Below are 15345 nucleotides of genomic sequence, written 5' to 3' on the forward strand. Positions count from 1 at the left end.
GCTGATATATTGTATATGTTAAAAAAATAATTATAAATTTAACTGTTAAATCAAGTAAAAAGAAAGATTAATAAAAAACTCATTCTTAAAAAAGATAAAAACTTGACTAGTATACTTTATAGCAAATATATATTTATGAATAAAAATGGATTCTTAGTTAAGAAGATAAAGCTAAGATAGAGAAAATTAAATAATATTTATGATTTTTTTAAAAATATAATATAAGAAGATATATAGGAATTTTTTTAAAAAAATAATGAACTTTTAGATAAAGTTGTTAATTAATTAAATATGAATATTTAATTCTAATTATCATAAAATAACAAGCAAGTAAGTTGGTAATTTTAAATTTATTAAAATGGTTTAGTTCTCCATAAACAAGCATAAGTTATATTGTATATAATAATTTATACTAATTAATTTTATAGTTAATTAACTTTTTTGTCTTATAAATAGAGTTTATGATAGTTAGTATTTTTATTTTTTACTCATTTATTTATTTGATCTAAGAAAGCCAAACTTTTAACTATCTACTAACAATAAAAAGTTAGACACTATAAATTAGTAATTCACTTCTAACATAAATTAGAAAAATCTAGATCCGATAGTCATATAATTTTTAAAAAATAGAAAAAATTTAACTAATGATATTAATAATAATGAGTTAAATTTAAAATTTTTTCTTTTATTTGACTATTTTAATAAATGTATTAACTCTTAATTCAAGAGTCATCTACTAATCTTCATCATCTTTCTGTTACATCCAATTATAGAGAATAATTGGATGCAAGATTGCTCTTTATAAAATTAGCTTTTCCCTTACTCTATTAACAATACTTTTACTTCAAAATAGTTTACATACTCAGCTATTTTTTCTTCATTCTTATAAATTAAGAATATGAAATTTCTAAGGTCGACTATTTTACACATTTATAGACAAATTAACATTCATAGTTCTCATCTACTAGAGCAATTAGTCTTTTCCTAAAAGGACTTTCAACTTTTTTCCTGATTGGCTTTAATTCTATTCTTTTTTAAGAAAAAAAACTACATATTCTGTATTATAGATATTTTTTTATTATTAACAATTTATATTTAAAATAGTAAAATTTTATTTTTTAAAGACCTCTTTGTCCATATAAAATATGCTAAGGTTTTAATGAAAAAAACTAAAAATTTCAGATTTTTTTCATTTTTAATTTGATTTTTTAAAATATTTTGATTAGTTTATACAAAAAAATTTTTATTCTATCTATCTTTATTTGTAAATTAGCAGGTATTAATCTAAATTAGTGAGTTGATTTTTAAAGTGGTTTATTACTTTTTTTTCTTTATTAAATATCATGTTCTTAATTTTCCATATTTTTGATTGTTTAGACACTTTTTATAGTTAGTCTTAACTACAATACTAAGCTAAATAATTTTCTAGGTATTTTTCTAGAGATCTTTTTTTATCTAAATTATTTTTCTCTTATCATAAGTGGGGGTTTCTAATTAAACTTAGCATTCTATTTTAAAGAGTGAGACTACAAAAATAAGGGATACAAAGGTAGCTTTTGTTTTTATAGTCTCAAGTTTCAACCTATAATCAATTTTAAATTATTGTAAAGTTATCATTTCCCTAAAAAAATAATGAAATCTTAACCCTTTATCTCTAGGATCTATATCTATGATCGTTGGAGAGATATTTAATCATCTCCAAAAACTTATCTTGATAGTGCAGTATTTCCTATGAATAAGCTACAACTTTGGCAACGTTATCAAAATTGGCTATATTACCACCAAAAATTAGGACTATACCTTGATATCAGCAGAATGCGCTTTGATGATACCTTCGTTGATAGTCTTAAGCCTAAATTTGAGAAAGCCTTTCAAGATATGGAGGCTCTAGAAGCTGGGGCGATCGCCAACCCAGACGAAGGCCGGATGGTAGGTCACTATTGGTTACGTGCTCCGGAATTAGCACCGAATGACGACATTAGAAAAGAAATTACTGAACCTCTCGAAGCCATTGCAGATTTCGTCACCAAAGTTCATAATGCAGCCATTAAACCTCCCACTGCCGATAAATTCACCGATGTTCTTTCTATCGGTATTGGTGGATCAGCCTTAGGACCCCAATTTGTGGCTGAGGCTTTATCCCCCGACTTTCCCCCTATGGCCATCCATTTTATTGATAATAATGATCCAGCAGGCATTGATCGCATTTTAACCCGTTTAGGTGATCGCCTCAAAAGTACTCTAGTTTTAATAACCACTAAGTCTGGGGGAACTCCTGAAACCCGTAACGGGATGTTAGAACTAAAGGCAGCTTACGAAACTAAAGGTTTAGACTTTGCCCCTCATGCGGTCGCTATTACCATGCCAGGAAGTAAAATGGATCAGATAGCCTCGGACTGGTTAGCCCGTTTTCCCATGCAAGACTGGGTAGGCGGACGAACTTCTGAACTTTCTGCCGTGGGGTTGTTACCCGCCGCATTGCAGGGTATTGATATCCAAGAGATGTTGGTTGGAGCTAAGGAAATGGACGAAGCAACCAGGGTTAAGGATCTTAAAACTAACCCCTCAGCGTTGTTGGCCTTAGCTTGGTATTATTCTGGCAATGGGAAGGGAGAGAAAGATATGGTAATCCTTCCCTATAAAGACAGTTTGCTGTTATTTAGTCGCTATTTACAGCAGTTAGTTATGGAGTCTTTAGGAAAAGAAAAAGACCTCGATGGCAACACAGTCTATCAGGGTATTGCGGTCTATGGAAATAAAGGGTCAACGGATCAACATGCTTATGTTCAGCAATTGCGTGAAGGAGTTCCTAATTTCTTTGCCACTTTTATTGAAGTATTAGAGGATCGTCAAGGATCGTCCATTGAATTAGATCCAGGAATCACTTCTGGAGACTATCTATCTGGGTTCATCCAAGGAACCAGACAGGCGTTATACGAGAATAACCGTGATTCTGTGACCATTACTATTCCCCAAGTTAATCCTCGCACTGTTGGGGCTTTAATTGCGATGTATGAACGTACTGTCAGTTTTTATGGCTCGTTAGTTAACGTTAACGCCTATCATCAACCTGGGGTAGAAGCAGGTAAGAAGATGGCTTCTTCTGTTTTATCTTTACAAACTGAAGTTCAAAAGGCGATTGAGAATTCTGTTGGAACTTTAGATATGGCTACGTTAGCAACGAAAGCAGGAGCTCCTGATGCAGTCGAAGCAGTCTACAAAATTGTACGTCATCTAGCCGCCAATGGACGAGGAGTTGTTCTAGAAGGGAATCTGGGGAACCCTTCAACTCTCAAAGTTTCTGTTGGTTAGCTAACCTACCGAGAAGTACCATATTGTAGCGGAGTTATGTGGAGTAAAATGCTTACGACGTAGTGAAAAAAGAGAATATACGCTATCAGTAGTATAAGTAGCGTATATTCCTCTTATCATTTTATTTGATGATAAATATCAAATAAAATTTAGTAAATGAACTGTACTATCTCTCGGTTAATCTATTTATTCAGAAAAAGAACTTGACAAATTCCCATCAACTCCTGTTATAATTACGAAGGCGTAAGTGTTGGGGTGTCGCCAAGCGGTAAGGCAGCGGGTTTTGGTCTCGCCATTCCTAGGTTCGAATCCTAGCACCCCAGTCAAATAGACAAAGACTCCACTACCATTTTGTGGTGTTTCAACTACCTCTATCAGTTTGGACAAAAAGATAATTAATCTAAGACTATTTAAAATTAAAAGAAGAAGTCGATTTCCTTTTCACTAACTCTATTTCTTATGGCTATTTTTTAAAATTGTTGTTTTATGAGCATTTAAAATATTGTACCTTAGATATTTTGCTATGTATTATTTTAGCGGACTAACTCTTCTGTAGTTTTTTTTATATATTAATTGAATTTTATTTGTTAACGATCTATTTGGGAATAAACAGTTTTCTCTATCTAAGAGAAATTTCTGATAGTTAATTTATTATTTTTATGAAGAAGTTTCCTGGTCGTTTAACCTCAATAAAGATGAGTTGCTGTCGGGTCTATTTTTTTGATAAATCAGACTATTTCTATTTTATAAAAACTCTGATGAAGGGTAATAACGGTCGCTGTCTTCAATAAGTGCGATCACGATATTCTAACTTGGTAGCAACTTGTTCGATCATCTGAGGATAAATATTTAATCGATTGACCATCTTTTGATTAATAATTAATTCTTACTTCCCCTGATGTGATAGCTTCCATGTCCTATTTTTTGTACTCTGGAATACCCAATTTCTTCACTGAACAAATATCTAAGAGAGGATTTAGTTGTTTAGCGATTTCAAAGGCAATGAAACCCCCCTCCTCTGGCTAAAGCCAAAATTAACCGATTGGGATAATTATTGATGACTAACTGGTCTAGTCGCCAAATACTAGCCTACTTCAGTGCGCTTTTGAAAGATAACCCCCATAATCTTTTGCTCAATTTTTGGTGATTGTCTAAACTAATCCAACTAGAGGTAGAATTATGCCTTATTTTCGAAGCAATACAGTAACCTCAGTGCTTATTGAAGTTGTGTTCTTAATCCCTATGTTTGCCCTTTTTTTAGGTTTATTCAACCCCATAGTAGATTTTGCTCTGTGTCAGGACTGGCTTGTGCTAAAAATAAAGCTCTGGATTATAGGAAGGACTGAATAATCATTATAGAATTTCTTGTATGGTTGACTGGGATGATAGTTGGAAGAAATATAACAGACAAAGAACTGATTAAGTCTTGAGAACCTTCAATTAGATTGATCTTCATAGTATCCGTTGTAACTTTTTACTTTTGGGTTAGTGTCCAACAGGATCTTCCCCTCATAATGAATTTCTGCTTAGTGGTCATTAGAGTGTTGTTAGATGGAAATAGGTATAACTATAACTATTTATCTATAAACTAATATTTTTTTTAGTTAATTAATAATATAAAATCTAGAGACAAATATAATTTTTTACAAAGAGTAGGGTATATGCTTAATAAGCATATACCCTACTCTTTGTAATTTTTTGTGAGAAAATACAATAAGCTAGGAAATATCAAAAAAGTTGAAAATAATAACCTGAAGTTAATTACTATTGAATAGTTATACTAAATTCTTAGGAAAGAAACTGATTGAAAGAACTCATCATATATATGAGGATCTCAAAACTCTTATAGTTGTTCCTTTTCTTGTAATTTTTTATGGATGAGAAGCGAATATAATTTTTAATTATGGGAAATAAATGAACTTAACACTAAAGAAAATTAGTTGGAAGTAATTCACCAAAACTTCTTCCAAAAGTTCCGTCTATTTTACTAATAAAGAAAAAATGTCAAATATTTAAAAAAGTTAAAAATTAAAGTTTTGCCGATCAATTCTTCATCGAATTAATTGATATGTTATAGAGAAATCAGTCATTATCGTACAGATATTTTTGAGTTAAGACTTAATCATTTTAAATATTGTCAATACTAATAATCAATTTTGTGGGCAAGTAAAAACTTTACTCTTATGTAGTTTTCTTTGGGTAATTTTTGATAGTTTACTTAAAACATGACTAAGATAATTTTTGCGAATAAATTAGTCTGTCTAAGAGGTTTTTCCATAAATATTGTTCGAGATTTTAATTATCTTTAACTACTTTTTTCTTTTACTTTTTATTTTTATTATATAGCTTCCTTCCCGATCAACAAAAATAACTATAATGTTAAAATTAACACTTATCGAAAAATCTTGGTTTTAAAAAACAGCCAGTTGAGGTATAATATCCTAGGTTGTTTATGAGTAAATAGCCTTTAGAGTGATGAGGAGACCGGTTTAATATCCTAGCTCCGTAAATTTTACCCTTGAATCTTTCACCATAACTGCTAGAAAAGTCAAAACCATAAGGTTAAACGGTTAAGATAAGATTAGAAATCAAATAGGGTAAGACATACCCGAATTTACGCTTGGGGAGTAGTCCATCAGAGTGCTTGCTGTAGAAAGTGTAGTCGGACTAGACATGAAACTGTAAGACCAAAGCTGGCAATGCCGGTATAGGCAAGATTCAGCCCAAGAATCCACTCAGACTTAGTTCAGTGGAGTGTCAGATCTAGGGGGATCTTATTTAATTAGACTGAGAGAGACCCTTAGAACCTGAGACCGGTTGATGCCGGCGTAGAAAAGCTGTTTCTTGAGGTATAAAATATGAGATCACAATGGATTGCTAAGCGTCATGGCCACAGCAATGTGTCCCAAATGTATTATGCTCGTCAAGGCACAATTACCGAGGAAATGGACTATGTAGCTAAGCGAGAGAACCTTTCCCCTGAGTTAATTCGAAAGGAAGTGGCACGGGGACGGATGATTATTCCCGCCAATATTAATCACCCAAATCTCGAACCGATGTGTATTGGTATTGCCTCTAAATGTAAGGTCAATGCTAATCTTGGCGCGTCTCCGAACTCATCTAATGTGGATGAAGAAGTAGTTAAACTTAATCTAGCAGTAAAATACGGTGCAGATACTGTAATGGATCTGTCTACAGGGGGAGGAAACTTAGACACCATCCGTAAAGCTATTATCAAAGCATCTACTATTCCTATTGGGACTGTCCCTATTTACCAGGCAGTAGAAAGCGTTCACGGAAACATTGAAAACCTTACCCCCGATGATTTCCTGCACATCATCGAAAAGCACGCTCAACAGGGTGTGGACTACATGACGATTCACGCAGGATTGTTGATTGAACATCTTCCTTTAGTCAAAAATCGTTTAACAGGAATTGTCTCTCGCGGTGGCGGTATCATCGCCAAGTGGATGCTACACCATCATAAGCAAAATCCTCTTTATACTCATTTTGACCAGATTATCGAGATATTTAAAAAATACGATGTTTCTTTTAGTTTAGGGGATTCTTTACGTCCTGGCTGTACTCATGATGCTTCCGATGAAGCACAATTTGCTGAATTGAAAACTTTAGGGCAATTAACCCATCGTGCTTGGGAACACGATGTCCAAGTGATGGTAGAAGGTCCGGGCCATGTTCCTATGGACCAAATTGAGTTTAATGTAAAAAAACAAATAGAAGAGTGCAGCGAAGCACCTTTCTATGTTTTGGGACCATTAGTAACTGATATCGCTCCAGGCTACGACCATATTACTTCAGCAATTGGGGCTGCTATGGCTGGTTGGTATGGTACAGCAATGTTATGTTATGTTACTCCCAAAGAGCATTTAGGATTACCTGATGCAGAAGATGTTCGTAACGGATTAATTGCTTATAAAATTGCTGCCCATGCAGCCGACATTGCTCGTCACCGTCCAGGGGCAAGAGATCGCGATGATGAACTGTCAAGAGCTCGTTATAATTTTGACTGGAATCGTCAGTTTGAATTGTCTTTAGATCCTGATCGCGCTCAGGAATACCATGATGAAACCTTACCTGCAAATGTCTACAAAACAGCGGAGTTTTGTTCAATGTGTGGACCTAAATTCTGTCCTATGCAAACGAAAGTTGATGCTGATGCGTTGACGGAATTGGAGAAATTTTTAGCTAAAGAACAGGATAAACAACCTATTACTCAATAAAAAAATCGTTGGGGGTCAACAACTGTTGACCCCCAACGATTTTTCTTATTAGAATCGGGGATAATGTTTGTCAATTTTTTAAAGCAAACAATTTTACAGGATCCTGATTAAGATTATGAAATAAGGGAACGAAGATTCTAGGGTAATCACTACGGCTGCATTTTTCTCAAATGTAAGTTTGTCCAAAATTAATGGAAAAGCTGAGGTGTCGCAATCTAGGAGACAAAATCCTATGAATGGCATTAGGGATTTAAACTATATTTAATTACACAGAACTACGACAAATTATTAATTGTTAAGTTAACTTCAGATAATACAAATTACTATAAACCGGTTCTTGAGTTAAGGCAAGATTTAACTGATAAATTATTTTGAGACTGAGGATATCTTGCTTGAGAACTACTATGAAAAACTCTATTAACGAAGCTTTAAATTAATTACTCTATTATTAACAGAAGATGAAGTAAAAGTTAGTAAAACTTAGCGATAAAATTCTATTGATTAACGGCAAACTTAAAAATATCTCTTATATTAAATGTTCGAACAATTGAAGTACTTGTAACTATTTTGTTCACTTTTTTGCTCGACCAATTGTTTATGCTTAATTTACTCACAAAACCTTCTCTCGATTTGATTTAGAGTTGACTGGCCTTGTCTCGTGCTATTTTTAAACAGTCATTGTATGCTTGATTGTTTGCAGTTACTATTTCAGATACTTGTCGACTTTATCGTGTTTTGACTTAGATATTTAGAATAACAACCGTAATAGACATTTTTTAGTATATTTGTTCTACCATACTTATATGGTAGAACAATATAAAACCCTTGAGTAACTTTGCTAAATTACCCAATTATAATCTGAATTCAGAGCATCACTTAGGGTCAATAATCAAATATTTGATTATTGACCCTAAGTGATGTGGATAATATTACTGCGGTGTTTAAGCATTCGTTAGAGAGTTTCTGTAAGAGATATTTTTAGTTTTGAGTAATTTACATTGAACAGTTTAAACTAAAGGTAATTATCTAAGAAAACTTAAATAAGTGTACTATAAAAAATAGTTAAAAAAGAGCGACTCCCAGATATCAGTCTGTCCTACCTAAAATTAGGTTAGCATAATTAAAGAAGTAAAGACGATGAAAGTTTATTTACGACCCAAAAATTTTCTATAAAAAGAGAACAAAAATAAAAATTTTATGTTTAAGGATAAGATGATAGAAAGTTAAAGAAATTCAGATTCAATAAAACTTTTAGAAAATACAATAATAAAAGCAATGTTCAGATAGATGTTTTAAACAAGTAATTATATAGAGTTTTAAAAGGTAGAAATTAAATATTTACATATAGAAAATATCTATAACAAAAAATTATGATAATTTCTGCTTAATGGCTGAACTCCATATAATTTATCAAGGCAATTAAATGGAAATATTCTTATAAATAGAAATATTCTTAAATAAGCTGCCGATAAAAAGTATTAATTAAAGTTAAACTAATTTAATTTAAATCGATTAAATATCAATATTTCTTATTTATTTAATTTTTATTAAAAGTTAATTATTCATTTTTATCCATTGACTTCTTAGGCTGATTCTCTCTATAGAAACTTATAATATAGTATGGTAATACTGAATTTAGTTACAAAAAACTACTCACAATAACACGGAAATAATCCAGATAGAAAAGATAGTCAAAAACTTAACTTAACCCTAAAAAATACTTTATGCCTTGAAACTATACACAGGTAAAATTCAAGTGTTGAAACGGGAATATTAGAGGACACTCGTACAACTCAAACTTTAAGACCTAGTATGTATTGACGAAACTGGAGTTGAGCTAGCAATGACTAATCAATATGCTAAAGCAACTAAAGGAAAACTAAGCTTATGGAAAATGTTCGAAATAATCGAGGAAAAAATATTATGCACAATGTAACGATCGCTACATTGTGTTTTCGCCTTTTTGATATTTATAAAGATATACAAATAAAAAAGCGGTTCTCACTTATGTAACGCAGTGCCAATCCCCCCCGTAGCCAGGAGTTTGTGTAGTCATGGAAAATTTACCTGCTCATAAAACCACAAAAGCTAGAGAACTGATAAAATTTATAGAAACAAAAGTCGTATTTTTATCTCTTTATTCTCTTGATTTTAACTCCATTAAAAACTGTTAGTTAAAAATAAAAGAATATCTGTCAATTCAAGAATTTTAGAGAACTTAATCGAACTATGAATTTATTAACTTACAAGGATACAATTGGCTAGTTTCTCTACTGCTGTCATTGTAAGCTACCCAATTGAAATTTGCTACTATAACAGTAATTTTCAAGGTGACTAGCTTAAAACATAACAAAAAGAGACTTAGTTTTATATAGATTAATCTATTTTTTTGTTTAAGAACTAAGGCTTGAAGATCAACCTATAAAGTTACAAAAATGACTTATTTAAAGCTGTTTATACGAGCATTGTTGATATTTTTGCGACAATTAATTGTCATTGGACGATCTATCTATTTGACACTATCTAAAATATCTATGACAGTAAATTCTTATCCTTTTATATCCATTTCCACAAAGATAAGTCTTCTAGAACAACTGGTTTTTCGGTCAGTAAAGACATAAATACATTCTACCTAACCGTATTCTGCCAATACAGAATTGAGACTGCCTTCTGATATCTCATAAGAGAGGTTTTCTAAACGAATTGACCTGTCGAGACTGAGACTTCAGAGGGAACTGTATTAATTTTTAAAGAAAAAAAAACTGTTAGTCTCAACAACTTAATCTATCACCAAATTCATAAAACTTGACTATCATATGTAATAATATCTTCCTGGAAATTCACTCTTATTCTCAAAATAACACGGACTGCTAAAAGCATAAGACAATTGATTCTTTGGATAAAATCTACTCAATCAATTGCACACGTCTGATTAATCTTGTATTTATAGTTTTTCTAAAAAAATCTATAGTTTTTGTAACTAATACATAAATGAAAAAAGGTATTGTGATGAATGTACGCTGGTGTTTATTATTAACGACAATGGGTGTTGTCATACCGACTTCAACAGGAGTAACCCAAGAAGTTTTTTTCATCCCAGACAAATCTCAAGCAGAAGAACTGGAGTTAGAGTCTTCTTTGTCTTTTTCCCGAAATAATGATAATTCTTTATTAAAATCTGAGTCTGAACAAAATTTAGTTTCAGGAGTGATTGTCTCAGGAGAAAAAACTAAGCTTAAACAGTTCCCTGAACCACAATCGACTAGACCTAAGATAGAAGCCTTCACTTCAGCTAAAAAAGTTGCTGGGACGGATTGTCAAGCAGCTTTTCCTGAATTTACCTTTCCCATCAAAGCAGAAACAGAAGGAGAAACTGTTAACAACACAATCGTAGATGTTTCATTAAATCAACTCATTACCATCAACAAAATCCCCTTTGAGGCTGACTCTGCACTAGAAGAAAAAATAGCTGATAATCTAGAAGAAAATCCAGAAAATACAACTTTAACCGAGAAAATAGATCGCTATCAAATTCTAGCTAAAGCTGATCATCTTTATCGTTGTGGAGATACTTTGCTCGCTGAACGATTCTATCGAGAAATTAAAGAGCCATTTGAAGCTGAAAAAGAATTTAACAAGGAAATTATCCCTGAACCAGTGTATGAATCCAAAAATTTATTACCTGGAGGTGGTGTTTATTGGCGAATATACCAAGAAAGTTTAGAAGGAAACCCTATCTATAAAAGTAAGAAACTAAGTGCATTAAAACTTTTAACAGAAAAACACCCTGAATTTATCCCCGGTCATCTCCATTATGCCAAAGTTCTTGAAACAGACGAAAATTCAGAAGAAGCTTTAAAAATTCTACATAATGCGACGACTCTTTATCCAAATGAAGCTTCATTGGTGGCAGCTAAAATTAAAGCTGATGAAGAAGCTAAAAATTGGTTAACTGCCTCCTTAACCGCCCGTCAATTTTTTCTATTTAATCCAGATCACTTTCGTGCATCTGAATTTAAGGAAGTAGCAGATAAAAATTTAGCCAAATATCAGGATAGATTACAAAAGAAAATGACTTGGAATGTGGTGGGAACTGCAATTATAGACGGCATAAGCGTGGTTTTAATGGGAAATGTATTTGCCCCTCTTTCTACTTTAGAAACTACCTATTTGTTAATACAAGGAGAAGCAGTTATTGGAGAAAATTATGCTCAAGGATTGAAAAAACGACTAACTTTGGTAGAAGATCCAGAAATTAATCGATTTATTAATGAAATTGGACAAAAATTAGCTTCTGTTGCAGGACGAGATGAGTTTGAGTACGAGTTTTATATTGTGATGGATGAAAATATCAACGCCTTTGCTTTGCCTGGGGGCAAGATTTTTATTAATGCAGGAGTGATCGCTAAAACCAACTCAGAAGCGGAAATTGCCGGGTTAATTGCCCATGAATTAGCCCACACCGTTCTCTCTCACGGTTTCCAACAAATGACTCAAGGCTCATTAGCCAGCAGTGTAGTTCAATATGTTCCCTATCTAGGGGAATTAGCCGGAAATCTCATTATCCTTAACTACAGTCGGAAAATGGAAGAACAGGCTGATATGTTTGGGACACGACTACTAGCGACTACGGGCTATGCGGCTGACGGGCTGCAAAATTTAATAGAGATCATGGATGTAGAACAGAAAAACCGTCCCCCTGCTTGGTTTTCTTCTCATCCAGATACTAGCAATCGCGTTAAATACCTCGAAGAAATAATCGTGCGAAACAATTTTAACCGTTACGCCTATGAGGGCGTGGAAAAACATCACAAAATTCGACAAAAGGTGGCTAATTTGTTAGCCGAATTCAAAAGAGAACAAGACAGGGAGAACAAAGATAAGCAAAAAAACAGAGAACAAAAACCCGATAAGACAACCTTACTCCCCAAAGAGAATTAATATCGGTGTAATTAACAGGTATTTACCTCTAGTGTTTCTTAACGATGAGCCACTCAATTATCGGTTTACAATAGTTCTGCCGTTGAAAGCAAACAGGTAAGTTGCGTTCAAGACATTCCGGAGTTTTTGTCAAATCTCAATTTCCAATTGATCACTTTTGTCTAGTGCAAACGCTTAAGCCACCACCTAACAAAATTGGAGTCAGATTCTAGCGTTTTTAAGCCAACAGAAGAAAGTAATTGTGCGCCCGTTTCTCTAAATATTGGTCCTTTCCAACATAAGTAAAAAGAATAACATCCAGTTTTAGTTAATGCTCCTATTTTCTGAAATCTAGCTAGAGTTAAGGAAGTAATCGGGGACTTTAACGCTCCAGCGATCACTAATTTACATTTTCTTTATTTAATCAATTCAACCCCTTGGAAAATTGTCTACAGTCTCGTTACTATAGATAGCCATAGGGGAGATATACTATTTCTGTGGTTTGAAGCTAAATGGCAGCCATTATTGAGTTTTGGTAGGGTAAATGTTTCCGGTCAATGGAAGAAGGGGGAATAGAGAAAGGGAGAGATTAATCCAGACTAATTTGATAGTTTTGACCAGCAGACTCTAAAGTGAGCATCGATTAACGCCTCAGCTACAGTAATCTGGGTCAGATAGGTTAGAGAAATCGGTTGCTTATTGATTAATTCAAGAGGACAGGAAGGAAAATTCAGAAAAAGTTAATGATACTTAATGACGGATGCTCCTTGAGGCAAATTTTGCTAAGTTTAGCCCAAATTTTCTAAGCAGCAACGTAATCCAATTTCCGTTATGACTACATCCATGCACTCATTACTGATGAAAACGAAACAATTATCAATTATTTTAATTCCTGTCGTCCTTCTAATGCCCGTGTTAAAGTCACTTCATCGGCATATTCTAAGTCCCCTCCTATCGGTAATCCAAAGGCAATGCGTGTAACTTTGGTAAAAGGTTTGAGGAGTTGACCAATGTAGAGAGTGGTCGTCTCTCCTTCCACGGTAGGACTAAGAGCTATAATTACTTCTTTAAGTCTATCTTGACTAACTCGTCTAACGAGGGGTTGAATGTACAATTGTTCAGGGCCAATACCATCCATCGGAGACATAACACCCCCTAAAACATGATATTTCCCTTTATATTCTCTAGTTTTTTCTAGGGCAATCACATCGCGAGAATCGGCCACTACACAGATAACTTGGGAATCTCGGTGAGGATTGTGGCAAATTTCGCAGACGGGGTCGGCAGAAAAATGGAAACAAACTTGACACAGTCCAACTTTCTCTTTTGCTTCAATTAAAGCATTGGCTAAGGTTCGAATTTCCTCTTCTGGGCGTTTGAGAATATACAACGCAAGTCTTTGGGCAGTTTTAGGTCCAACCCCTGGTAAATGTCGTAATTGCTCAATCAAACGGGCAAGAGGCGGAGTATACATAGTCCAATCCTCTCTAAATGTTAACTCACATCTCCCATTGTATTAATATCGATTGGCTTAGGTGATTAAGTAAAAATAAAGTTTATGTAAAAGAATTGGATGAACTTTCCTCGCCCACTGAATGACTATATTTTCCCACTTAGGGAATAATGGTCGGTTTTAGTCCGGCATTTTCTAAAGTTCGATGTACTTCCTCAGCATTATCACGCTCGCTAAATAGTCCTACTTGCCAGACGGACTTTCCGTTATGAGAAGTGGGAAACGCTTCAGGATAGAGTGAGCGTACTTTAACCTTTTGATGATTAGTGTTCGTAGCGACAATCACACGGTATCCTTTAAGGGAAGTACGTCGGACGACAGGCGTAGGATTAGACAAAAAACCTCCAACATTAGATAACCCTTTACGTTCTAAATCAGTGCTTGTTGAGGATTGAGGAGGCGGAACGATAGAATTACTATTGTTTTGAGGAGGAAGTGCTAGGGGGGGTAAGTCAGAAAACTTAGGTAAAGGTTCAGTAATAGTGGACAACGAACGAGGTTGAGGGGGTGGAGGTAGGGCACTAGACGAGGGCATAGTTGTAGGAGAAACAGGAGAAGAAAAAGATTTTTGAGAAATAGATACTGAAGATAAGGGTTTGAAAGCAGCTGAGGTTTTACTGTCGGGTTGATTGTCTGCAGTGAAAGTCATCTCTCGCATAGGTCTACTATCTTGAGTCTCCTGTTTGGGACTAGAGGAGCTAGTGGCTATCAAAAGAGATTGTTCTTCTATAGTTGAACTATCCCCTGTAAGATAAACATGACCTAATACTCTGCCGTTATAGGTCCGTTTTGTGAATCTCCAACCAGGCTCAAGTTCAAGTCGCATAAACCCATTGGCTATTCCGTTACTTCTTCCGACGATAATTTCGGATTGACTAAGATCATTACGATTAGTTCCGACAAGTATAAGTTCTCCATCATGTTTTATTATGCGTAAGAGATAATCTAGACCATAATCTTGTCCATCAATGCGGATGGAATAGCCGTTACTATCTGTACTACGTTCGCAACTTCCTGTAAAGTCAAAGTTGAGGAGCAATGGATTAACTAAGATCGGATTAGCTCCACTTTCACTCCAACACTTTTGCTGTCCAGGAATTTGACGTATGATTAGCAAGTCGTATTTGTTGTCACCGTAGGGTCTAGCAATGGCGATAAGGTCGTCCTGATTGACTTCTTGTTGCTCGAAAGTTGAAGCGTTACTAGGGAGATGATGAGTAAAACCAGTGAAGCAAAAGGCGATGATAGTAGCTGTTTTGCCCAGAAGTGAGGGTTTCATAAATATTCTAAAGAATTTGATTTAAGTGGGAAAAGGTTAAACTTAGAGGTTTCGGAGTTTATTTAGAATTTCTGCGAGTC

Annotated in this window: 6 protein-coding genes and 1 tRNA gene; 4 read left to right on the top strand and 3 right to left on the bottom strand. The window is 34.1% G+C overall.

Annotation, left to right across the window (positions count from 1 at the left end):
* Window positions 1–1731 precede the first annotated feature (1731 nt).
* The 4 genes from P3F56_RS04905 (at window position 1732) to P3F56_RS04920 (ending at window position 12494) form a co-directional block, all read left to right on the top strand.
* Window positions 1732–3312 carry a glucose-6-phosphate isomerase gene (locus P3F56_RS04905; protein ID WP_281153642.1) on the top strand — a complete coding sequence of 527 codons (1581 nt, stop codon included), beginning with the start codon at window positions 1732–1734 and terminating at the stop codon, window positions 3310–3312.
* Between the two features lie 251 nt (window positions 3313–3563).
* Window positions 3564–3635 (top strand) — tRNA-Gln (locus P3F56_RS04910).
* A gap of 2535 nt (window positions 3636–6170) precedes the next feature.
* Entirely contained in the window at window positions 6171–7553 is a 1383-nt protein-coding gene (thiC, locus tag P3F56_RS04915) for a phosphomethylpyrimidine synthase (protein ID WP_281153643.1), read from the top strand.
* A 2991-nt stretch (window positions 7554–10544) separates the two neighbouring features.
* A complete protein-coding gene (locus P3F56_RS04920) occupies window positions 10545–12494 on the top strand; it encodes a M48 family metallopeptidase (RefSeq protein ID WP_281153644.1) in 1950 nt (649 codons plus the stop codon).
* 161 nt (window positions 12495–12655) lie between these two features.
* On the opposite strand, the gene P3F56_RS04925 is transcribed toward P3F56_RS04920, so the two are convergent.
* The 3 genes from P3F56_RS04925 to P3F56_RS04935 all read right to left on the bottom strand — a co-directional run bounded on the left by P3F56_RS04925 (window position 12656) and on the right by P3F56_RS04935 (window position 15265).
* Complete coding sequence (locus P3F56_RS04925; RefSeq protein ID WP_281153645.1) at window positions 12656–12874, bottom strand: hypothetical protein; 219 nt, start codon at window positions 12872–12874, stop codon at window positions 12656–12658.
* 479 nt (window positions 12875–13353) lie between these two features.
* A complete protein-coding gene (recR, locus tag P3F56_RS04930; protein WP_281153646.1) occupies window positions 13354–13947 on the bottom strand; it encodes a recombination mediator RecR in 594 nt (197 codons plus the stop codon).
* 139 nt (window positions 13948–14086) lie between these two features.
* Entirely contained in the window at window positions 14087–15265 is a 1179-nt protein-coding gene (locus tag P3F56_RS04935) for a DUF3747 domain-containing protein (RefSeq protein ID WP_281153647.1), read from the bottom strand.
* Window positions 15266–15345 lie beyond the last annotated feature (80 nt).

This window comes from cyanobacterium endosymbiont of Epithemia clementina EcSB, assembly GCF_029919255.1.
Taxonomy (GTDB): Bacteria; Cyanobacteriota; Cyanobacteriia; order Cyanobacteriales; family Microcystaceae; genus Rippkaea.

Coding starts and splice junctions, on each gene's coding strand:
- P3F56_RS04905 (WP_281153642.1), top strand. CDS start 1,732: ATGAATAAGCTACAACTTTGGCAACGTTATCAAAATTGGCTATATTAC.
- thiC (WP_281153643.1), top strand. CDS start 6,171: ATGAGATCACAATGGATTGCTAAGCGTCATGGCCACAGCAATGTGTCC.
- P3F56_RS04920 (WP_281153644.1), top strand. CDS start 10,545: ATGAAAAAAGGTATTGTGATGAATGTACGCTGGTGTTTATTATTAACG.
- recR (WP_281153646.1), bottom strand. CDS start 13,947: ATGTATACTCCGCCTCTTGCCCGTTTGATTGAGCAATTACGACATTTA.
- P3F56_RS04935 (WP_281153647.1), bottom strand. CDS start 15,265: ATGAAACCCTCACTTCTGGGCAAAACAGCTACTATCATCGCCTTTTGC.